Genomic DNA, 20,735 nt, shown 5'->3' with positions numbered 1-20,735 from the left:
ACCACCCGGGTCTCGCCCTCGCCGTAGACCTTGTTCAGGCCGGTGGCGCGGGCGGCGGCGGTGGTGGTCGTCATGGTGCTCACGAGGGGCTCCTGGCAGGGTCGGGATGCAGGGTCCCGTCCATCCTCGGGCGCGTTGCCGGCACGGTCCGTCGGCCTGCCGGACGGTTGGGCGTACCCCTCCCGGTCGGGACGGCGGGGACCGCTCTCCTCCTTCCGGATGACCCCTACCCCGACCCCGGAGGTATCCGGGGGTGGGGTGGACCGAACCCCCGGGTTCCGTGCTGCCCCCCTCGTACCGGGCGGGTGGCCGCGGAAGGCTGGAACCACCCCCGAGCAGGCGTCGGGGTCCCGATTCGCGACCGATCCCCTGGTGGTTCCCATGAACACGGCCCGTCCCGTCCTCGTCCGCGGCCTGCGCACCGTCCTCACCGAGCCCTTCCGGCGCGACACCTGGCGACGCGTCGGCTACCTGCTGCTCGCGCTGCCGGTCGGGCTGCTCGCCGTACCGCTCGCCCTGCTGGGCGGCCCCGCGGGCCGCCTGCAGCGGGGTCTGGTGGCGCGGCTGCTCGGCCGGCGGATCGAGGAACCGGCCGGCGGCCGGCTCGCCGCCCTGGCCCACGCGGTCCTCGCACTGCCGCTCGACGCGGTCGCCCTGGTGACCACGGTCTACGGCTGGTCGCTGGTGCCGCTCAACCTCGGCTGGCCGCTGCGCCCGCTGCTCGGCATGGGCACCGGCGACTACGCCGAGGACTGGGGCGGCCCGACCTTCGCCGGGGCCTGGGCGCTGCACGCGCTGGGCGGCGGGGTCGGCTTCCTGCTGCTGATGCCCTGGATCGGCCGCGGCCTGACCGCCCTTCAGGCCCGGCTGGCCGTCGGCCTGCTCGGCCCGCGGCGGATCGGGGCCGGCCGTGCCGTGCTGCTCGCGGCGCTGGTCGCGGTGGTGGGTGCCGTGGTCGCCGTCCCCGTCGCGCACCAGCTCTAGGCTTCGCGCATGATCTCCCGTGCCGCCGATGTCGCCGCAGCGCCGTTCCGCCGCCGGGCCCTGGCCGCCCTGCTCTACGCCCTGCTCGCGCCGGTACCGGCACTGGCCGGCGCCGCGCTGGTGCTGTCGGGGCTGGTGGCCGGCGGGGTGCTCTCGGTGACCCCGCTGGGGCCGTGGCTGATCGCGGCGACCGTCCGCGGGGCGAGCGGGCTCGGCGCCGTCCAGCGCCGGCTCGCCGGGCGGCTGCTCGGCCTGGCCGTGGCGACGCCGGTGCCGCCGGGCGCGCCCGGGGCCTTCGCCTGGCGGCGGGCGGTACTGGGCGACCGGGCCGGCTGGCGGGCGGTCGGCGCGGCGCTCGCCACCCCGCTGACCGCCCTGCTGCCGCTGCCGGCCGTGCTGGTCGGCTACGTGTACGGGGTGCTGCTGGCCGCGCATCCGCTGCTGCGACGGTGGAACCGCTTCACCGTGCGCGACGCGGACGGCTCGGTGCGGCACGTCTCGCTGGAGGTCGGCGGGGTGCAGTGGGACAGCTGGCCCCGCTGGCTCGTCCCGTGCGCCGTGGGGTTGGGCCTGCTGGCGGCGGCGCCGTGGCTGGTGCACCGGGCCCTGGCCCCGCAGCGGGCGCTGCTGCGGTCGCTGCTCGGCCCGGATGCGGTGGACCGGCGGATCCGCGACCTGGAGGAGACCCGGACCCAGGCGGTCGACGACGCCGCGGCCACCCTGCGGCGGATCGAACGCGACCTGCACGACGGCACCCAGGCCCGGCTGGTGGGGCTGGGGATGCACCTGACGGTGATCCGCGAACTGGTGCTGGCCGGCGCCGGGCGCGAACAGCTGCTCCCCGTCCTGGAGACGGCGCGGGGCAACGCCAAGCAGGCCGTCGCGGACCTGCGCGACCTGGTCCGGGGCATCCATCCGCCGGCGCTGGACAGCGGCCTGGCGACCGCGCTGGAGACGCTGGCGGCCGACTGCCCGCTGCCGGTGGAGGTGACGGTGGAGCTGCCCCGGCGGCCCTCCCCCGCGGTCGAGTCGATCGGGTACTTCTGCGCGGCGGAGCTGCTGGCCAACGCCGTCAAGCACAGCGACGCCCGGCAGGTGCGGATCGCGGTGGCCGCCGAGCCGGGAGGGGTGCTGCGGCTGGCCGTCCGGGACGACGGCCGCGGCGGTGCGGTGCTCGGCGCGGGCAGCGGCCTGTCCGGCCTGCGGGCCCGGGCCAGGACCGTCGACGGTAGCCTGACCTGCGACAGCCCGCGCGGCGGACCGACCGAGGTCACCGTCCGGCTGCCGTTCTGACCGGCCGGACGGGGAGGAACCGCGGATGCGGGTGGTGATCGCCGAGGACTCGGCCATCCTGCGGGACGGGCTGGCCCAACTGCTGGCGCTGCGCGGGGTCGAGGTGGTCGCCGCGGTCGGCGACGCCGAGGCGCTGCTGACCGCCGTCGCCGCCCACCGGCCGGACGCCGCGGTGGTGGACGTACGGATGCCGCCGACCCAGACGGACGAGGGGCTGCGCGCGGCCGTGACGATCCGCCAGGAGCACCCCGGCGTGGGCGTGCTGATCTTCTCCCAGTACGTGGAGACCCGGTACGCCGCCCAGTTGCTCGGCCGGGACTGCGCCGGCGTGGGCTATCTGTTGAAGGAACGGGTCGTCGACCTCGACGAGTTCACGGACGCGCTGGCCAGGGTGGCGGCCGGCGGCACCGCCCTCGACCCGCAGGTGGTCTCCCAGCTGTTCGGCGCGAGCCGCCGGGCCGCCACGCTCGACGCGCTCACCCCGCGTGAGCGCGAGGTGCTCGCGCTGATGGCCGAGGGCCGGACCAACCAGTCGATCGCGGACGTCCTGGTGGTCTCCGGGCGGGCCGTCGAGAAGCACATCGCCAACATCTTCACCAAGCTCGACCTGCCCGCCTCGGACGGCGGCCACCGCCGGGTCCTGGCGGTGCTGCGCCACCTGGAGAGCGGGGGCTGACCGGGCGGCGGACGCTCAGGAGCACTCGCCGTCGTACAGGTAGAGCGGTGTCCGGCTCCGGCGGGCGCGCCACAGGGCCGTGAACCAGGGTTGCTGCACGGGGTGCAGGCCGGCCAGCCAGTCCTGATGGCTGCGCCAGTCGTAGGCGTCGTGCTCGGCGCTGAGGACGGGGGCGCCGGGGGCGGTGCCGCCGTCGAAGCAGAAGTCGATCACCGGCGGCCAGCCGTCCGAGGCGCGGCGGTAGTCGACGGCGAGCAGCGGCAGAGGCCCGTCGACCCGCAGGCCGGTCTCCTCGCGGGTCTCGCGCACGGCCGTGCGACAGGGGCGCTCGCCGTGGTCGGCCAGACCGCCGGGGAGCTGCCACCAGACCGGGTGGCCCGGGTAGCCGCGGGCCTGGCGGAGCATCAGGATCCGGTCGTCCGCGTCGGTGAGCAGCACGCCCGCCGACACGACGTGCTTGGGCAGGGTGGCTGCGAACCGGTCGGGCGGGAGGGTCTCGGTCGTCACGCTGGTGCTCCTTCGTCGCTCGGGGGAGAGCTCCCCGCCACGGGCCCGGGCCATGCACCGGCCACAATGGACGGACAATCGCACCGCCGGCCGCAGCACCGTGGGAGACGGGTCAGAACGCGCCGTGGCGCCCCTCCCCCGCGGTGAAGCGGGCCGCCCCGGCCGTGGTGTCCGAGGCGAGCGAGACCCGGCCGTGGGCCCACTCGTTGGCCATCGCCGCGGGCTCGGTGAGGCCGTCCTGTTCGAGCAGCGAGAGCCGGTCCTGGCGCAGGCAGGTCTGCGGGAAGCGGGCGAGTTCGGCGGCCAGCGCCTCGGCGGCGGCCCGTTCGGTGCCGGCCGGCACCAGGCGGTCGGCCAGACCGATCCGGTACGCCTCCTCGGCGTCGACCGGGCGGCCGGTGAGGACCAGGTCCATGGCCCGGCCGGTGCCGATCAGCCGGGGCAGCCGCACGGTGCCGCCGTCGATCAGCGGGACGCCCCAGCGGCGGCAGAAGACGCCGAAGACCGCGTCCTGCCCGGCGACCCGCAGGTCGCACCAGAGCGCCAGTTCCAGGCCACCGGCGACCGCGTGCCCGGCCACCGCGGCGATCACCGGCTTGCCCAGGCGCAGCCGGGTGGGTCCCATCGGGCCCGGTCCGTCCGCGGCGAGGCGGTTGCCGCGGACGGTGCCGACCGCCTTGAGGTCCGCGCCGGCGCAGAACGTGCCGCCCTCGCCCCAGAGCACGGCCACCGAGGCGCCATCGTCGGCGTCGAACTCCTCGAAGGCTTCGAGCAGGGCGGCGGCGGTCGGCCCGTCGACCGCGTTGCGGGCCTCGGGGCGGGCCAGGACCACCGTCGTGACCGGGCCGCGCCGTTCGACCCGCACCGCGTTCCGCACCATCGTGTCCGCCTCCGTCGCGCCGGTGAGCCGTGCCTGTCGGGCCATCATGCCGCCCGTCGGCGCGGGGCGCCGTTTTCGTCCCCTTGACGATAATGATCCCGGCCATTTATCGTCAGATAGACGAGAAAGGGGGCCAGTCATGGCCGACATCACCAGGCGCTTCGGATTCCGCCACCTGCGCGCCGCACCCACCGCCCACATCCGGCACCTGCGCCGCGGCACGCTCGCCCACGAGGGCACCGGCCTCGCGTTCTGGTTCCGCCCGCTCACCGCGGCGATCTCCGAAGTCCCCGCCGACGACCGGGAACTGGCGATGATCTGCCACGCCCGCACGGCCGACTTCCAGGACCTCACCGTCCAGGCCACCGTCACCTACCGGATCACCGACCCGGTGGTCGCGGCCACCCGGGTGGACTTCGGCATCGACCCCGACACCGGGGCCTGGCGGGCCGAGCCGCTGGACCAGCTCGGCACCCTGCTCACCGAGAGCGCCCAGCAGCACGCCCTGGAGCTGGTCGCCGGCCTGACGCTCGCACAGGCGCTCGCCGCCGGCGTGACCCCGGTCCGCGAGAGGATCGGCGCCGGACTGAGCACGGACCCCCGGCTCGCCGAGACCGGCCTCGCCGTGATCGCCGTCCGGGTCACCGCGCTGCGACCGGAGGCCGACCTGGAGCGCGCGCTGCGCACCCCGGCGCGCGAGCAGGTCCAGCAGGAGGCCGACCGGGCCACCTACGAGCGCCGCGCGGTCGCCGTCGAACGCGAACGCGCCATCGCCGAGAACGAGTTGGCCAGCAAGATCGAGCTGGCCCGGCGCGAGGAGGACCTGGTCGCCCAGCAGGGCGCCAACGCGCGCCGGCAGGCCGAGCAGAACGCCGCCGCCGACCGCGTCCGGGCCGACTCCGAGGCCGCCCGCCGCACCCGGATCGCCACCGCCGAGGCGGAGGCCGCCCGGATCCTGGCGGACGCCCAGGCCGACTCCGAGCGGGTGCTCGGCGAGGCCAGGGCGGCCTCCGAGGAGGCGTGGCTGCTCGCCCACCAGCAGGCCGGGCCGGAGCTGCTGCACGCGCTGGCGCTGGGCAAGCTCGCCGAGCACCTGCCGAAGATCGACAGCATCACGCTCAGCCCCGACGTGCTGACCGGCCTGCTCACCCGGCTCGGCCGGCCCGCCACCACCGGGGACGGGGAGCGGTGAGCCTGGCACCGCGCGCGGTGGTGGTCCACCGCCGCACCGAGTACGAGGAGTTGATCGCCCGGCACGGCTCCCGCGGGCAGGCGGCGTTCTTCCTGTCCACCCGGGGCCGGACGCTGGACGAGGTGGAGCGGCGCCACCACAGCACCAGGGCCGCCCTGGCGGAGGTCGCCGCCGCCGTGCCGCTGGACTGGCGCCGCAGCCGGGTCGAGCGCGCCGACCTGGACCGCTTCCTGTTCACCCCCGAGGACGTCCTGGTGGTGGTCGGCCAGGACGGCCTGGTGGCCAACGCCGCCAAGTACCTCACCGGGCAGCCGGTGGTGGGGATCGACACCGAGCCCGGGAGCGGCCTCGGCGTGCTCGTCCGACACCGGGCGGCGGACGCGGCCCGGGTGCTGCGCGCCGTCGCCGCACCGGGCGGCGACCGCCACCTGGAGGAGCGCACCATGGTCGAGGCGGTCTCCGACGACACCCAGCGGCTGCTCGCCCTCAACGAGATCTACCTCGGCCAGCGCGGCCACCAGACCGCCCGCTACCGGCTGGCGGCGGCCGGCGGCACGGAGGAGTCGCAGGCCTCCTCCGGGGTGCTGGTCGGCACCGGCACCGGGGCGACCGGCTGGTGCCGCTCCACCTGGCTGGAACGGCGCAGCAGCCTCGACCTGCCGGGGCCGGGCGCGCCGGCGGTGGCCTGGTTCGTCCGGGAGGCCTGGCCGTCGCCGCTCACCGGCACCGGGCAGGTGCAGGGGCTGCTCGCGGGGGGCGAGCGGCTCACGCTGACCGTCGAATCGGACCAACTGGTCGCGTTCGGGGACGGTGTCGAGTCCGACGCGCTGCGGCTAACCTGGGGTCAGACCGTTCGGCTGGGCGTGGCGGCGGAGCGGCTGCGCCTGTTCGGCTGAGCGCCCGCCCCTCGGCACCGCCGGGCGCCGGGCGCGCGAAGTCGAGGATTCCGCGGCCGGGGCGTGTTGATTCTGTGATGATCCGCAGACGAAGGGCATGTCCCGGAAACCGCCGCACCGAACGCCCGTTCCCGCCGGGCGCACGTCGCACCGGCGGCCGCGCGCCGGGCGCTCCGCCTTCCACGGCCCACCACCCGACCGAATCCGGCCGACCGCGCGGACTCCGGTGCCGACCGGCGCGACACGCAGTACGTTAGCCCTGACACGTACAGATCGCAGCCAGGATCCGCTCAGTTGATGTCCAGTCAGGAAAAGTTTTCCAAAGAGGTATTAAAGTCTCCAGCGTGGCGGTAAAAACGTTTTCAGAGCGTGCGGGATCCGCTGTCGCGCCCGACAGCACGATGCCGGGCTGCCACCCAGGGTCGGCTGCGCACGCGGCAGAGTTCGGAGGGGGTAAGCGTGTCGAAGCCGGACACGACCGCGCGTGCGACCGTCACCGTGGACAGCAAGAAGCCCAGCAGCACACCGTCGACCACCGCGGCACCTCGGCCGCAGCCGGTGCCCGGCACCGGTCCCGGCGGGCCGGGCGGCCGGGCCGCCCCGCACCCTGCCGCCGCCCATCCGCCCGCCGCCCACCCGGCTGCCGAACACGCTCCCGCCGCACCGCAGCCGGCCGCGCACCCGGTGGCCGGGGACGCCCGGCGGCGCCGGATCGACGGGCTGCTGCGCCACTCACCGCTCCAACCGGTCTTCCGCGCGCTGTCCTCCCGGCGACTGGCCGTGCTGGCGTACCACGGCATCGACGACCCGACGGCGTTCACCGCCCAGATGGAGCGCCTGGTCCGCACCGCGAGCCCGGTCTCGCTCGGTGAGCTGGAGCGCTGCGTGGCCGAGGGGCGCCCGCTGCCGCCGCGCAGCGTGCTGGTCACCTTCGACGACGGCGACCGCAGCGTCCTCACCCACGGACTGCCGGTGCTGGCCCGGCTGCGGATCCCCGCCGCCGCCTTCGTGGTGACCGAACTCATCGGCACCGAGCAGCCGTTCTGGTGGTCGGAGGCCGCCTACCTCGCGGCGCGCGGCGGCACCGCACAGGCCCTGTCGGGATGTCCCCCGCAGCACGCCGTGGGCCGACTGAAGACCCTGCCGGACGCGGACCGCCGCCGCAGCCTCCAGGAGCTGCGCGCCACCGCCGGCACCCGGGCCCCCCGGCAGGCCCAGCTCGGCAGCACCGACCTCACCGAGCTACGCGCGGCCGGCGTGGCGATCGGGAACCACACCCACTCCCACCCGTGCCTGGACCGCTGCGCGGACGCCACCGTCCGCACCGAGGTCGCCGAGGCCCACCGGCTGCTGACCGGGTGGCTGGGCGAGGCCCCCACCGCCTTCGCCTACCCCAACGGGAACCGCGACGAGCGCACGGAAGCCCTGCTCGGCGAGCTCGGGTACCGGCTGGGCTTCCTGTTCAACCACCGGCACGACGCGCTGCTGCCGCCCGACCCGCTGCGGATCAACCGGCTGCGGATCAACTCCGACACCACCCGGCACCGCTTCGACACCATCCTGTCCGGCCTGCACCCGGCCGTGCACCGGATCCGCGGCGGCTGCTGACACCCCGGTCGGGCACCGACCCGGCCACCGGGCCGCCGCCGCACCCGCCGGCCACCCCGCCCTGACAGGCGGCCGGCGGGCGCGGCGGCCTCACTTCTCGATGTAGGACTCCAGCCCGCGCAGGAAGACGTCGATCTTGAACGCGAAGCGGTCGTCGCCGTCACCGTCGACCATGGTCGACGCCATGCTGCTGATCAGCGGGAACCGGTCGGCCGGCAGCCGGGAGAAGTAGTCCTTGATGCTCTCGAAGTAGGCGTCCAGATCGGTGCCGCGCTGGAGCTTCGCGGCGTACATGCAGGCCTCGTACGCGTCCGAGTCGATCAGCTGGCCGAGACCGTCCAGGGCCCAGGAGGCGACCTGGTCCGGGATGCCGGCGGCGAGCATCACGTTGAGCATGAACTCGGCGACCCGCAGCTGGTTGGCGCCGGTCGGGATGGCACCCAGCGACACCAGGGTGATGTCGCTGTGGGCGGTGTAGACGCGCTGAGCGTCCAGGCAGATCCGGGTGATCTGCTCCTTCCAGCGGGCCGGGTCCGGGGCGTCGGGCAGCGGGATCTCCCCGGAGATCCGTTCCAGCATCAGCTCGCAGAGCTCGTCCTTGTTGGACACGTGCGCGTAGAGCGAGGCCGGGCCGGTGTCGAGCTCCTGCGCGATCCGGCGCATGGTGACCCCGGCGAGACCCTCGGCGTCGAGGATCCGGATCCCGGCCTCGACGATCGCCTCCTGGCTGAGCGGCTGGCGGACGTCCGCCTTCCGCGCCTTGTGCCAGGGGACGGGGGGCATCTGCGAGGTCATGCGCACCTGCTTTCGCGACTACTCGATGATCGTCCGGCGTTCCCCCGGCGAACATCGTACCCCCGGCGAACGCTGTTCCCCAGGTCGGGCGACCCATCGGGTTGCGAACGCCGTTCGCCAGGCGAACACTGTGTTGACAGAACGGCGGTCGCGCCGTAGAACAGTGTTCGCCACATGCCCGTCCCCGCACCTCAGGAGTTCCCCGATGACCGACTCGACGTCCCCCTACAGATGGCGATGGGCGGCGCTGTTCGTCATCCTCGCCGCAGAGGTCATGGACCTCCTGGACTCCCTCGTCACCAACATCGCCGGACCGTCGATCCGGGCCGACATCGGCGGCGGCGAGTCGCTCATCCAGTGGCTCGGCGCCGCGTACACGCTCGCCATGGCGATCGGCCTGATCACCGGTGGCCGGCTCGGCGACATCTTCGGCCGCCGCCGGATGTACCTCATCGGCGCCGTCGGCTTCACCCTCGGCTCGGTGGCCTGCGGCCTGGCCCAGGAGCCCGGCCAGCTGATCGCGGCCCGGGTGTTCCAGGGCCTGCTCGGCGCCATCATGCTGCCGCAGGGCCTGGGCATGCTCAAGGAGATCTTCTCCGAGAAGGAGCAGGCCACCGCGTTCGGCCTGTTCGGCCCGGTGATGGGACTGTCCACCGTCGGCGGCCCGATCCTGGCCGGCTGGCTGGTCGACGCCGACCTGTGGGGCAGCGGCTGGCGGATGATCTTCCTGATCAACATCCCGCTCGGCCTGTTCGCGATCGCCGGTGGCGTGGCCTTCCTCCCCGAGTGGAAGAGCGCCCGCACCGTCCGGCTCGACCTGGTCGGCGCCCTGCTCGCCGCGGCCGGCTCCGCCCTGATCGTCTTCCCGCTGGTCCAGGGCCGCGAGCACGGCTGGCCGGCCTGGGCGTTCGCGCTGATCGGGCTGTCGCTGGCGGTGTTCGCCCTCTTCGCCTGGTACGAGAACCGCAAGAGCCGCTCCGGCGGCGACCCGCTGGTGGAACCGAGCCTGTTCCGCAAGCGCGGATTCAGCGGCGGCATGGTCCTCGGCCTGGCCTTCTTCTCGGCGATGACCGGTTTCTGGCTGACCTTCAGCCTCTACACCCAGATCGGCCTGCACTACTCGCCGTTCAAGGCGGGCCTGGCCGGCATCCCGTCCTCGGTCGGCATGGTGATCGCCTTCGTCTCCTCGCAGGCGCTGCTGAAGTTCGGCCGCAAGGTCATGCACGGCGGCCTGATCGTGATGGCCCTGGGCGTCGGCGCGGTCATCCTCACCCTCCAGCTGGCCGGCGAAGGGGTGAGCCCCTGGCAGCTGGCGCCCGCGCTCGCGGTGACCGGCCTCGGCATGGGCTTCGTGATGGCGCCGTTCTTCGACACCGTGCTCGCCTCGGTCGAGCCGCACGAGACCGGTTCGGCCTCGGGTACCCTCACCTCCGTCCAGCAGCTCGGCGCCGCGCTCGGCACCGCGGTCCTGGGCACGGTCTTCTTCGAGCAGATCAAGACCGAGAGCTTCCTGCACGCCGAACAGTTCACCCTCGCCGTCGAGATCGCGATGCTGGCCGTCGTGTTCGCCGCCATCTTCCTGCTGCCCAAGCACGCCCGCCCGCACCAGGAGGCCGGTGCCGAGGAGGGCGCCGCGGACGGCCTGGACGACGCGGAGCGGTCCGAGAAGGTCCCCGCCTGACCCGTAGGTACTCCTGACGGCCCGTGCCCCGCCGGCGACACCGGCGGGGCACGGGCCGTTCCGCGTCCCCTTCGCGCAGGTCGGGCCCTAGGTAGGACGGTCCGTCAACTCACTGGGTATGCGCGGCTATTGCCATATGGTCTAGGCCAATCATACGCTCGTTCCAGGCTGCGCGCCGGGTCCGCGCCGCGCCTTGCCCCGGGGTCGCTCCCCGGGGATTCCGGGCAGACGTGCCCGTCCCCCACAACAGGCCCGAAGTACCGTCGAGGAGATCCCCCATGTCCGTAACCCGCCGCCTCCTGGCCTCGGGTGTCGTCGGCGCGACCGCCCTGCTGACGGCCGCCGTCACCACCGGCACCGCGAGCGCCCACGGCTCGCTCTACGGCCCCGTCAGCAGGGTCGCCACCTGCTACGCCGAGGGCCCCGAGCACCCGCAGTCCCAGGTGTGCAAGGACCTCGTCGCGATGAGCGGCACCCAGCCGCTGTACGACTGGAACGAGGTCAACATCGCCAACGCGAACGGCCAGCACCAGCAGCTCATTCCGGACGGCAGGCTCTGCTCGGCCAACCGCGACAAGTACAAGGCCCTCGACATGGCCCGTACCGACTGGCCCGCCACCGGCGTCCAGTCCGGCTCCTTCACCTTCAACTTCCGGGTGACCGCGCCGCACCAGGGCCTGATGAAGCTCTACATCACCAAGCCGGGCTACGACCCGACCAAACCCCTGAAGTGGGCGGACCTGGACCTCGCCAACCCGGTGGCCGAGTACCCGACCGGCCGGAGTGCGACCAACGGCTACTACACCTTCGGCGGCAACCTCCCCAGCCGGACCGGCCGCCAGCTGCTCTACCTGGTCTGGCAGCGCAACGACAGCCCCGAGGCCTTCTACGGCTGCTCCGACGTCACGTACGGGCAGGGCGCCGCCGCCGCGACCGGCCTGCAGTCCCCGTCCACCCCCACCACCCCGACCGAGCAGCAGATCGCCGCGGGCTACACCCGCTCCACCGTCGACCACCAGGGCCACGGCGGCGACCACCAGGCCGCCGCCGCGCAGGGCAGCGCCGCCGCCCCGCTCACGGCCGGCTCCACCCGCTCGCTGGTGCTCGGCGGGTCCGCCCTGGCCGCGGTGGCCGGCTCCGCGGTCTTCGTCTACCGCCGCCGCCCGGGGGCGGCGCTCAGCCACAGCGGCTGACGCTCCGCCAGCGCGCCCGCACCCGCGTCGCGCACCCGCACGACACACCCGCGTACCGCATCCGCAGGACGCCACAGCACGCAGCAGCACAGCACCGCAGCACCGGCCGCCGGGGGCGCCCCCTCGTTCCCCGGCGGCCGTTTCGGCACCTCTGGGAACTCCTCCCCCGATCCGCGCGACTACCTGGTCCACGGCCCGTTCCAGCGGGCCCGTTCCACCCGGATACCCAGGAGAGTCCCCATGCGTTCTCGCGTCCTGTGCGGCATCGCGGCGGCCGCCGCGCTGCTCACCGCCACCGCCTGCAGCACCACCGGGGGTGGCAGCGGCAGCGAGGCCGCGACCGGCGCGACCGGCACCGCGTCGGCGGGGGCCTTCCCCGTCGAGGTCGCCGACTGCGCCGGCAAGAAGACCACCTTCGCCGGCCCGGCACGGCGGATCGTCACCAGCAACGGCTCCGCCCTGGAGATGCTGCTCCAGCTCGGCGCCGGCGACCGGGTCATCGGCACCGGCTTCCCGCCCGGCAAGGGCACCCTGCCGGCCGCCGTCGCCGACCAGGGCGCCAAGGTGCCGGTGCTCGGCGAGATGGGGATCGCCAAGGAGAAGCTGCTCGGCTCCGGCGCCGACACCTACGTGGACACCTTCGGCTCGATGGACATGATGGGCGGCGCGGGCGGCGGGGCCCCGACCGAGGCGGAGTTCGCGGCCGCCGGGATCCGGCACGTCTACCTGCTCTCCACCGCCTGCACCGCCACCGCCAAGGGCCCCCGCACCGATCTGGCCGAGGTCGAGCAGGACATCCGCCGGCTCGGGGCCGTGACCGGCACCGGCGCGAAGGCCGAGGAGCTGACCACCGCGATGGAGAGCCGCGTCAAGGCGGTCACCGACGCCCTCAAGGACCTGCCCGCAGAGCGCCGCCCCGGCTACTTCTTCTTCGACTTCGACGCCGGCACCAAGCAGCCGGTCGCGCTCTGCGGCCGGCAGGTCGCCAACGCGGTGATCACCCTGGCCGGCGCCCGCAACGTGTTCGCCGACTGCGACTCCGACTTCCGCCCGGTGAGCTGGGAGGACGTGGTGGCCAAGAACCCGGACTGGATCCAGCTGGGCGTCCGCGACCGCGGCAGCGAGGCGGAGAACACCAAGGCGTACGCCGAGGCCGAGGCGTTCCTGCGCGAGTTCCCGGCCACCAGGGCGCTGCCCGCCGTCCAGCAGGGCCACTTCCTGCGGATCGGCTCCGAGGTCACCACCATCGCCGGGACCCGCAACGCGGACACCGTCCAGCGGATCGCCGCCACCGTCCACCCCGACCTGGTCCGGAACGGCAGCTGAGTGGCCGTCACCGAAGCCCCGCACGGGACCGCCGGGCCTGCGGCCGGCCGGCCCGGCGGCCGTCCGCCCCGCCGGGTGCCGGCCGGCTGGGCCGCCGCCGTGCTCGGACTCGCCCTGCTGGCCGCGCTCACCACCGCCGTCTCGATCGGCTCGGTGGACGTCCCGCCCGGCGAGGTCTGGTCCGTGGTCGCCCGCCGGCTGACCGGACGCCCGCCCCTGCCGGGCACCCGTGACCTGATCGTGTGGCAGCTGCGCGTCCCGCGCGCCCTGCTGGCCGCGCTGGTCGGCGCCGGCCTCGGCCTGGTCGGCGCCGCCGTCCAGGCCCTGGTCCGCAACCCGCTCGCCGACCCCTACCTGCTCGGCATCTCCTCCGGCGCCTCGCTCGGTGCCGTCGGGGTGATCGTGCTCGGCACGGCCGGCGGGACGGTGGCCGGCCTCGGCGTCTCGGGGGCCGCGTTCGCCGGCGCGCTCGGCGCGTTCGCCCTGGTCTGGGCGATGGCCCGGCGCGGCGGCGGCTTCTCCCCGCTGCGGCTGGTGCTCGCGGGCGTCGGCATCGGGCAGTTCCTGTCCGGCTTCACCAGCTACCTGGTGCTCCAGGCCGGGGACGAACAGCAGACCAGGGGCGTGCTGTTCTGGCTGATGGGCAGCCTCAGCGGCGCCACCTGGGACGGACTCGCGGTGCCCGCCGCGGCCGTCCTGCTCGGCCTGGCCGTCCTCCAGGCCCGGGCGCGGGGCCTCAACGCCCTGCTGATGGGCGACGAGACCGCCGCCAGCGTCGGCGTACCGGTCGCCCGGCTGCGCCGGGAGCTGTTCGTCGCCACCAGCGTGCTGACCGGCGTGCTGGTCGCCGTCTCGGGGGCGATCGGCTTCGTCGGCCTGCTGGTGCCGCACGTCTGCCGGCTGGTGTGCGGCGGCGACCACCGCCGGCTGCTGCCGCTGTCCGCCCTCACCGGCGCCGTCCTGCTGGTGGTGGTCGACACCGTGGCCCGGACCGCACTGGACACCCAGGAGCTGCCGATCGGCGTGGTCACCGCGCTGATCGGGGCGCCCGCCCTGCTGTACCTGCTCGACCGACGACTGGAGCGCAGTTGAGGATCGCCCTGGAAGACCTGCACGTCGCGCTCGCCGGACGGACCGTGGTGGCCGGCGTCCACCTGGTCGCCGAGAAGGGCGAGATCGCCGGCCTGGTCGGCCCCAACGGCAGCGGCAAGTCCACCCTGCTGCGGACCGTCTACCGGCACCTGGCGCCGAGGGCCGGCCGGGTCCTGCTGGACGGCCGCGACCTGACCGCGCTGGCACCCGCCGAGTCCGCCCGGCACATCGCGGCCCTCCCGCAGGAGCGCGGCGGGGACTTCGAGCTGACGGTGGCCCAGGTGGTGGCGCTCGGCCGGATCCCGTACCAGCGGGCGTTCGCCGCCGAGAGCGCCCGGGACCGGGCCGCGACGGCCGCCGGTCTGGCCCGGGTGGGGATGCTGGAGCACGCCGGGCGGCCGTTCTCCCAGCTCTCCGGCGGCGAGCGGCAGCGCGTCCTGCTGGCCCGGGCGCTCGCCCAGGAGCCGGACGTGCTGGTGCTGGACGAGCCGACCAACCACCTGGACGTCCGGCACCAGGTGGAGCTGCTCACCCTGCTGCGCGTGCAGGCCACCACCACCCTGGTCGCGCTGCACGACCTGAACGCGGCGGCGTCGGTCTGCGACCGGCTGCACGTGCTGCACGACGGCTCGGTGGTGGCCTCCGGGCCGCCGCGCGACGTGCTGACGCCGGAGCTGCTCGCGGAGGTGTTCGGGGTGCGGGCGGCCGTCGTGGAACACCCGCTGACCGGCGATCCGCTGATCGCCTTCGACCACCGCAACCCGGCCGGCCGGGTGACGGGCGCGGTCGGCGCCCCGGGCGCGGTCGAACGGTGACCCGCGGCGGGGCGGCGTGCGACGGGAATCCACGCCGCCCCGCCCCGCCGCGAGCCGGGCCGGGCCGGGCCGGGCCGCCTACCGGGCCGCTTCGAAGTGGCTGGGCCGCCCGTCGCGGTGGACCAGGGCGCCGATCCGCTCCGCCTCCGCCCGGTGCATCAACTCCCAGGCACCGTCCGGCCGGTGCAGGACCGCGGTGTGCCACGGGGTGGCCCACACGTCCCGGTGGTCCAGCAGCCGGATCCCGAACTTGCCGGCCCCGACCGGCTGCGGGTGGATCGACAGCCGGACGGAACGCGGGTGCTGCTCGGCGATCAGCGTGCCCCAGGCGCGGCTGCGCTGGATCACGCCGTACGCACGGCGGCGGCACTCGCGCTGCAGCGCCGATCTGGTGCCCGCGAAGTCGGCCGTGTCGTCGACCAGGAAGCGGGTGATGCCCCGGTAGAGGCCGTTGGTCTCCTCGTCGGACCTGACCTCTGCGCGCAGGTCGTCGAGCGGCGGCGCGTACCGGTCGTGCACCAGGGCGCGCTTGTCGTCGTACGGCAGGTCGCCCAGGACGTGGCGCAGGTCGAAGGTGGCCAGGTGGTCGAAGCCCTCGCGGGCGATCATCGCGGTGAGCTCGTCGGAGTAGGCGTCGATGTCCTGGTCCGGGACGCGGATCAGGTCGCCGAAGACGTGGCCGTCCGAGCAGATCAGGATCCGGGCACCCGGTGAGTACACCCGGGCGATCCGCTCGCACAGGCCGTTCAGGAAGCCCAGGGCCAGCCGCTCGCCCTCGTCGGGGAGGTGGCCCAGCACCTTGCGGGTGTTGGGCGACTTGCAGGGGAAGCCGGGCAGGGTGAACACCACCGGCTCGCCGGCGGCCACGAAGCCCGCCACCTGGCGCAGTTGGACCGGGAACAGGGCGGCGGTCGCGGGTAGGTCCGGGTCCGAGGCCCGGCGATGGGGCAGTAGCAGCTCCACCAGCTCGGCGCTGACGCGTGCGACGGCCGGATGGGTGGGCTGGAGCGGGGCCAGAGTGGCGGTTGACGACATGCGGTCCTCCACGAGGGCATGACGGGAGAGCGCCGCGGCGCGGGAGCGCCGGGCGCGGCGGCGGACGGTCGGTACGGGGTCGGTGCGGGTTCGGTGCGGTGCGGGTACGGGCCGGTGCGGGGTACGGGGTCGGTGCGGCCTGCTCAGCGGCGGGCGTCGTAGCGGACGGGCAGCGTGTCGACTCCCCGGGCGAGGACGGCCGGGATCCAGCTCAGCTCGGAGTCCGCGACGGCGGGCCGCAGCCCGGACAGCCTGGCCAGCAGGGTGCCCAGGGCGATCTGGAGCTCGGCCCGGGCCAGCGCGGCACCGGGGCAGAAGTGGATGCCGTGGCCGAACGCCAGGTGGGCGTTGGGGGTCCGGTCGAAGTCGAGGTCGTCGGCCCCGGGGAACTGCTCCGGGTCCCGGTTGGCCGCGCAGAGCGACACGATCACCGAGTCGCCGGCCGGGACGGTGGTGCCGTGCAGGTCGCTGTCCTCGGCGAAGAACCGCCAGGTGGTCAGCTCGAACGCGCTGTCGTGGCGCAGCAGTTCCTCGACCGCTCGGGGCAGCAGGGCCGGGTCGTCGCGCAGCCGGGCGAGCTGGTCGGGGTGGCGCAGCAGGGTGATCAGCATGGTGCTGATCTGGTTGGTGACGGGCTCCTGGCCGGCGACCAGCAGCTGGAAGATCATGGAGTCCAGCTCCTCCTTGCCGAGCTGCCCGTCGTCCTGGGCGGCCACCAGCCGGCCGAGCAGGTCGTCCGAGGGCTCGGCCCGCTTGTGGGCGACCACGTCCGCGATGTAGGTCTGGAGTCCGCGCAGTCGGCCCTCGTAGGCCGGGCGACCGGGGTCGTGCGGGCCGACCGGCTGGACGACCTTGCCCCAGTCGCGGTCGAATCGCGCGGCCAGCTCCGCCGGCAGGCCGATGACTTCGGCGAGCACCCGGAAGGGGTAGTGGGCCGCGAAGCCCTGGACGAGGTCGGCGCCGCCGGTGGCGGGCAGGGCGTCGACCAGGGCGTCGGCGATCTGCTGGAACCGTGGCCGCAGGGCCTCGATCCGGCGCGGGGCGAAGCCGTCCAGCACCAGCCGGCGCATGTCGGTGTGCTTGGGCGGGTCCTGGTGCAGCAGGTGGACCTGGAGCTGGGAGTGCTGCGGCTCCGGCATGATCGACGCGAGGCGGCGCCAACCCTCGTTGCCCAGGCGGTGGTTCTTGCCCAGGCGCGGGTCGTTGAGGGTCTGGTGCGCGGCCCGGTAGCCGGTCACCAGCCAGGCGGCGATGCCGCTGGGGAAACGCACCCGGTGCACCGGGCCCGTCCCGCGCAGCTCGCGGTAGAGCGGGTAGGGGTCACTCTTGTACGCCTGGCCGAACAGCGGTACCGGCTCGGCCCGTTCGGTGCCGGTCGGGGTGTCATGGCCGTACGGGCAGCGGCCCGCCGGCGCGGTGGGGTCGGTCATGACTGGGGCTCCCGGAAGTGGTCAGAACGTCAGGTGGGGGTTGTGGTGGTCCAGCCACAGGGCGAGGTCGACCACCCGTTCCAGGCGCAGGCGGTGGCCCCAGGTGAGCTGGTCGGGCGGGGTGTCCAGGGTGGCCTTGATCACGGCCTCGTCGGCGATCTCGCGGACCTGGCCGTGGTGCGAGTCCAGGGCCTCGCGGGCCATCGCCTGCAGGCCGCTGTTGTAGTCGGGGTGGTGGGTGGCGGGGTAGTGGTTCTTCGGCCGGCGCAGGACGGATTCGGGGGCGAGGCCGGTGGCCGCGGCACGCAGCAGGCTCTTCTCCCGGCCGTCGAAACTCTTCAGCGCGAAGGGGGCGTTGAAGGCGTACTCGACCAGCCGGTGGTCGCAGTAGGGGACGCGTACCTCCAGTCCCTGGGCCATGCTCAGCCGGTCCTTGCGGTGCAGCAGCTGGCGCAGCCAGCGGGTCAGCGAGAGGTGCTGCAGCTCGCGTTGGCGGTGCTCGGCCGGGTCCTCGCCGGGCAGGTGGGGGACGGCGGCCAGGGCGTCCCGGTAGGTGTCCCGGCGGAACTCGGCGATCCGCAGGGTGGCGGCCAGCTCGGGGTTGAGCGGCATCGCGGCCTCGTCGCCGGTGACCAGCAGCCACGGGAAGGTCGGCGCCTGCACGGCCGCAGGGGTGTGGAACCAGGGGTAGCCGGCGAAGATCTCGTCGGCGGCCTCCCCGGAGAGCGCCACGGTGGAGTGCTCGCGGATCCGGCCGAAGAGCAGGTAGAGCGAGGTGTCCATGTCGCCGACACCGATCGGCGAGTCCCGGCACTCGACCACCGCACGGCGGTGCTCGGGGTCGAGCAGGCTGCGCGGGTCGAGGACGACGGTGGAGTGGTCGGTGCCGATGTACGCGCCGGCCTCGGCGGCGAACGGGGTGTCGTGGCCGGTGCGCAACACGTCGCCGGTGAACTGCTCGGCCTGGTCGCTGTAGTCGACGGCGTACGAGCGCAGCCGGGCGCCGGGCCCGTCGGCGAGCCGCAGTTCGTCGGCGACCAGGGCGGTGATCACGGTGGAGTCGATGCCGCCGGACAGCAGGCTGCAGAGCGGGACGTCGGCCTCCAGCTGGGCCCGGGCGGTGCGGTTGACCAGGGAGCCGATCCGCTCGACGGTGCTCTCCCGGTCGTCCGCGTGCGGTCGGGCCGTCAACTGCCAGTAGAGCTGCTCGCGCAGGCCGGAGCGGTCGAGGGTGAGCAGGCCGCCGGGCGGGAGTTCGCGGACGCCGGCCCAGAGTGTGGGGCCGGTGTTGAAGAGCAGGCTGTAGGTCTCGCGCAGGCCGTCCGCGTCCACCCGGGGGGTGACCTCGGGGTGGGCGAACAGGGCCTTCGGCTCGGAGCCGAAGACCAGGCCGCCGTCCACCTGCGCCCAGTACAGCGGCTTGACCCCGAGCCGGTCGCGGACCAGCAGCAGGCGTTCGCGGCGGGCGTCCCAGATCGCGAAGGCGTACATGCCCTCCAGCCGGTCGACCACCGCGTCACCCCACTGGAGGTAGCCGCGCAGGACCGTCTCGGTGTCGCTACGGGTGCGGAACTCGTGTCCCAGGCGCTGGAGTTCGGCGCGCAGCCGGTGGTGGTTGTAGACCTCGCCGCTGTAGCTGAGGACGGCGGTGGGGCGCTCCGGCCGGTCCGCCATCGGCTGGACCCCGCCGACCAGGTCGATCACGGAGAGCCGGCGGTGGCCGAGCGCCGCGTGCGGGCCGGCCCAGCAGCCGCCGGCGTCGGGGCCGCGGCGGGCCAGGGTGGCGGTCATCGCCTCGATGACCGCCGACTGCGGGGCGGGGTCCTGGTGGAAGGAGACCCAGCCGGTGATTCCGCACATGCGGATGTTCCCTTCTGCGGGGAAAGGTGGACGAGGGGCGGGGGGTGAGGGGGGCGCCCGGGCCGACCGGGGTCAGCCGGCGGTGGGTCTGCCCGGCCGGGCCGGCCGAGGCACCCGGGCACCGGCGGCCAGCAGCGGGACCGCGGCGCAGACCGCCACCGCGGCGACGGCCAGGCCGGTCCGGACACCGGTGTCGCCGCGGCCGGCCAGGCCCCAGGCCGCGGTGGCGAGCGCCGGGCCGAGCGCGAAGCCCAGCGAGCGGGCGAGCTGGACGGTGGAGCCGGCGGTGGCCATCCGGTCCGGCGGGGCGGCGGTCATCACCAGGGCCTGGCTCGGCCCGCCGTACAGCCCCATGCCGGCGCCGGCCAGCGCGAGCCGCCAGGCGATCGAACCGGTGGACCAGTGGTCGCCGAGCGGGACGAGCAGCAGCAGCCCGAGGGCGGTGACGGCGGCGCCGGCCGCCGCGGTGGGGCGGGTGCCGAAGCAGTCCGCGAGCCGCCCGCCGAGCGGTCCGGCCAGGCCCATCGCGGCCGGGAAGGCGAGCACGGTGAGGCCGGTGGCGGTGGCGCTGACCCCCTGGTCGCGCTGGAGGTGCAGGGAGACCAGGTAGTGCATCGCGGCGAAGCCCGCCGCGACGGCGAGGACGGCCGCGTTGACCCCCGAGGTGGCGGAGTACCGCAGGACGGCGACCACCGTACGCCCGCCGGGCCCGCGCAGCCAGAGCACCGCGAACGGTACGGCCGCGAGAGCCAGCAGCAGCCACGGCGGGGCACCAGGCGCCAGGGTGAGCGCGAGCAGGACGGCGCCGACGGCCGCGCCGATCAGCGCGGCGTCGGCCGACGAGCGGCGGTCCGGTCGGGGCGTTCTGCCGCCGGGGGCGAGGTGCCGGTGGGCGAGGACGGCCGCGGCCAGGCAGAGCGGCAGTTTGACCAGGAACACCGCCCGCCAGCCCAGGTGGTCGAGCAGCAGCCCGCCGACCGCCGGGCCGGTGACCGCCCCGAGCGGACCGAGCGTGGCCGGGACGCTCATCGCCCGGGCCCGCAGCTCGGGCCGCACGGCGGTGGCGGCGAGCACCGGCATCAGCACGAACAGGACGGCGGCGAAGCAGCCCTGGGCGATCCGCGCCCCGATCAGCCAGCCGGCGCCGGGGGCTGCGGCAGCCGCCGCCGAACAGAGCGCGAACCCGGTCAGCGCGCCGAGCAGGGCATGCCGCGGGGCGACGCCGTCCAGCCATCGGCCGACCGGCAACAGCAGTGCCACCACGGGGAGTTGATAGCCGAGACCGGCCCACTGGGCGGTCTCCGGCTGGACCCCGAGACCTTCGGCGATCTTCGGGACGGCCACGGTGACGATGTTCAGGTCGAGCATCGCGACGAACGCGAGCAGACCGGCCAGACCCACCAGCGGCCAGCGGTCCGGCCCGGTCACCGCGGGTGCGGGAGCCGTCCGTCCGGTCGTCATGACACCCCGCC

General features: G+C 74.7%; 18 protein-coding genes. 11 read left to right on the top strand and 7 right to left on the bottom strand.

Annotated features, from left to right (window positions below):
* Window positions 1-381 precede the first annotated feature (381 nt).
* Genes ACIOFR_RS36205 through ACIOFR_RS36195 form a run of 3 tightly spaced genes read left to right on the top strand, consistent with a single transcriptional unit; the run spans window position 382 to window position 2,953 of the window.
* Window positions 382-984 carry a hypothetical protein gene (locus ACIOFR_RS36205; RefSeq protein WP_401004123.1) on the top strand — a complete coding sequence of 201 codons (603 nt, stop codon included), beginning with the start codon at window positions 382-384 and terminating at the stop codon, window positions 982-984.
* A 9-nt stretch (window positions 985-993) separates the two neighbouring features.
* Complete coding sequence (locus ACIOFR_RS36200; RefSeq protein ID WP_401004121.1) at window positions 994-2,277, top strand: sensor histidine kinase; 1,284 nt, start codon at window positions 994-996, stop codon at window positions 2,275-2,277.
* Window positions 2,278-2,302: 25 nt separating this feature from the next.
* Complete coding sequence (locus ACIOFR_RS36195) at window positions 2,303-2,953, top strand: response regulator (RefSeq protein ID WP_401004119.1); 651 nt, start codon at window positions 2,303-2,305, stop codon at window positions 2,951-2,953.
* 15 nt (window positions 2,954-2,968) lie between these two features.
* On the opposite strand, the gene ACIOFR_RS36190 is transcribed toward ACIOFR_RS36195, so the two are convergent.
* Window positions 2,969-3,460 (bottom strand): NUDIX hydrolase, encoded by a 492-nt coding sequence (locus ACIOFR_RS36190; protein WP_401004117.1) that lies wholly within the window; start codon window positions 3,458-3,460, stop codon window positions 2,969-2,971.
* A 112-nt stretch (window positions 3,461-3,572) separates the two neighbouring features.
* Entirely contained in the window at window positions 3,573-4,340 is a 768-nt protein-coding gene (locus tag ACIOFR_RS36185; protein WP_401004115.1) for a crotonase/enoyl-CoA hydratase family protein, read from the bottom strand.
* A 139-nt stretch (window positions 4,341-4,479) separates the two neighbouring features.
* On the opposite strand from ACIOFR_RS36185, the gene ACIOFR_RS36180 reads away from it, so the two are divergent.
* The 3 genes from ACIOFR_RS36180 (at window position 4,480) to ACIOFR_RS36170 (ending at window position 8,036) form a co-directional block, all read left to right on the top strand.
* Entirely contained in the window at window positions 4,480-5,532 is a 1,053-nt protein-coding gene (locus ACIOFR_RS36180) for an SPFH domain-containing protein (protein ID WP_401004113.1), read from the top strand.
* Window positions 5,529-6,428: a hypothetical protein gene (locus ACIOFR_RS36175; RefSeq protein ID WP_401004111.1), complete on the top strand. Its 900-nt coding sequence runs from the start codon at window positions 5,529-5,531 to the stop codon at window positions 6,426-6,428. Before ACIOFR_RS36180 ends, ACIOFR_RS36175 begins: the two co-directional genes overlap by 4 nt.
* 459 nt (window positions 6,429-6,887) lie before the next feature.
* Window positions 6,888-8,036 (top strand): polysaccharide deacetylase family protein, encoded by a 1,149-nt coding sequence (locus ACIOFR_RS36170; protein WP_401004110.1) that lies wholly within the window; start codon window positions 6,888-6,890, stop codon window positions 8,034-8,036.
* Window positions 8,037-8,126: 90 nt separating this feature from the next.
* On the opposite strand, the gene ACIOFR_RS36165 is transcribed toward ACIOFR_RS36170, so the two are convergent.
* Window positions 8,127-8,831, bottom strand: coding sequence for a TetR/AcrR family transcriptional regulator (locus tag ACIOFR_RS36165; protein ID WP_401004108.1), 705 nt, complete (start codon window positions 8,829-8,831; stop codon window positions 8,127-8,129).
* Between the two features lie 205 nt (window positions 8,832-9,036).
* On the opposite strand from ACIOFR_RS36165, the gene ACIOFR_RS36160 reads away from it, so the two are divergent.
* From ACIOFR_RS36160 to ACIOFR_RS36140, 5 genes are all read left to right on the top strand, one after another.
* Window positions 9,037-10,512, top strand: coding sequence for an MFS transporter (locus tag ACIOFR_RS36160; RefSeq protein WP_401004106.1), 1,476 nt, complete (start codon window positions 9,037-9,039; stop codon window positions 10,510-10,512).
* Between the two features lie 278 nt (window positions 10,513-10,790).
* Window positions 10,791-11,705 carry a lytic polysaccharide monooxygenase gene (locus tag ACIOFR_RS36155; RefSeq protein WP_401004104.1) on the top strand — a complete coding sequence of 305 codons (915 nt, stop codon included), beginning with the start codon at window positions 10,791-10,793 and terminating at the stop codon, window positions 11,703-11,705.
* A gap of 240 nt (window positions 11,706-11,945) precedes the next feature.
* Window positions 11,946-13,031, top strand: a complete 1,086-nt coding sequence (locus tag ACIOFR_RS36150; protein ID WP_401004102.1) for an ABC transporter substrate-binding protein — start codon at window positions 11,946-11,948, stop codon at window positions 13,029-13,031.
* A gap of 75 nt (window positions 13,032-13,106) precedes the next feature.
* On the top strand, window positions 13,107-14,123 hold the full coding sequence (locus ACIOFR_RS36145) for a FecCD family ABC transporter permease (protein ID WP_401004129.1): 1,017 nt from the start codon (window positions 13,107-13,109) through the stop codon (window positions 14,121-14,123).
* A complete protein-coding gene (locus ACIOFR_RS36140; RefSeq protein WP_401004100.1) occupies window positions 14,120-14,938 on the top strand; it encodes an ABC transporter ATP-binding protein in 819 nt (272 codons plus the stop codon). The genes ACIOFR_RS36145 and ACIOFR_RS36140 overlap by 4 nt, the downstream gene beginning before the upstream one ends.
* 78 nt (window positions 14,939-15,016) lie before the next feature.
* Here the strand turns inward: ACIOFR_RS36140 and ACIOFR_RS36135 are convergent, their stop codons facing one another.
* The 4 genes from ACIOFR_RS36135 to ACIOFR_RS36120 all read right to left on the bottom strand — a co-directional run bounded on the left by ACIOFR_RS36135 (window position 15,017) and on the right by ACIOFR_RS36120 (window position 20,724).
* Window positions 15,017-15,973 carry an L-tyrosine/L-tryptophan isonitrile synthase family protein gene (locus tag ACIOFR_RS36135; RefSeq protein ID WP_401004098.1) on the bottom strand — a complete coding sequence of 319 codons (957 nt, stop codon included), beginning with the start codon at window positions 15,971-15,973 and terminating at the stop codon, window positions 15,017-15,019.
* 143 nt (window positions 15,974-16,116) lie between these two features.
* Window positions 16,117-17,403 carry a cytochrome P450 gene (locus ACIOFR_RS36130; protein ID WP_401004096.1) on the bottom strand — a complete coding sequence of 429 codons (1,287 nt, stop codon included), beginning with the start codon at window positions 17,401-17,403 and terminating at the stop codon, window positions 16,117-16,119.
* Window positions 17,404-17,424: 21 nt separating this feature from the next.
* Window positions 17,425-19,263, bottom strand: a complete 1,839-nt coding sequence (gene asnB / locus ACIOFR_RS36125; protein ID WP_401004094.1) for an asparagine synthase (glutamine-hydrolyzing) — start codon at window positions 19,261-19,263, stop codon at window positions 17,425-17,427.
* 72 nt (window positions 19,264-19,335) lie between these two features.
* Entirely contained in the window at window positions 19,336-20,724 is a 1,389-nt protein-coding gene (locus tag ACIOFR_RS36120) for an MFS transporter (RefSeq protein WP_401004092.1), read from the bottom strand.
* Window positions 20,725-20,735: the final 11 nt, after the last annotated feature.

Origin of the sequence: Kitasatospora sp. NPDC088346 (genome assembly GCF_044740765.1) — a bacterium.
In the GTDB taxonomy this organism is placed as follows: domain Bacteria; phylum Actinomycetota; class Actinomycetes; order Streptomycetales; family Streptomycetaceae; genus Kitasatospora.
The sequence above is the reverse complement of the archived record's forward strand: the minus strand, read 5'-3'. Positions and strand labels throughout refer to the sequence as shown.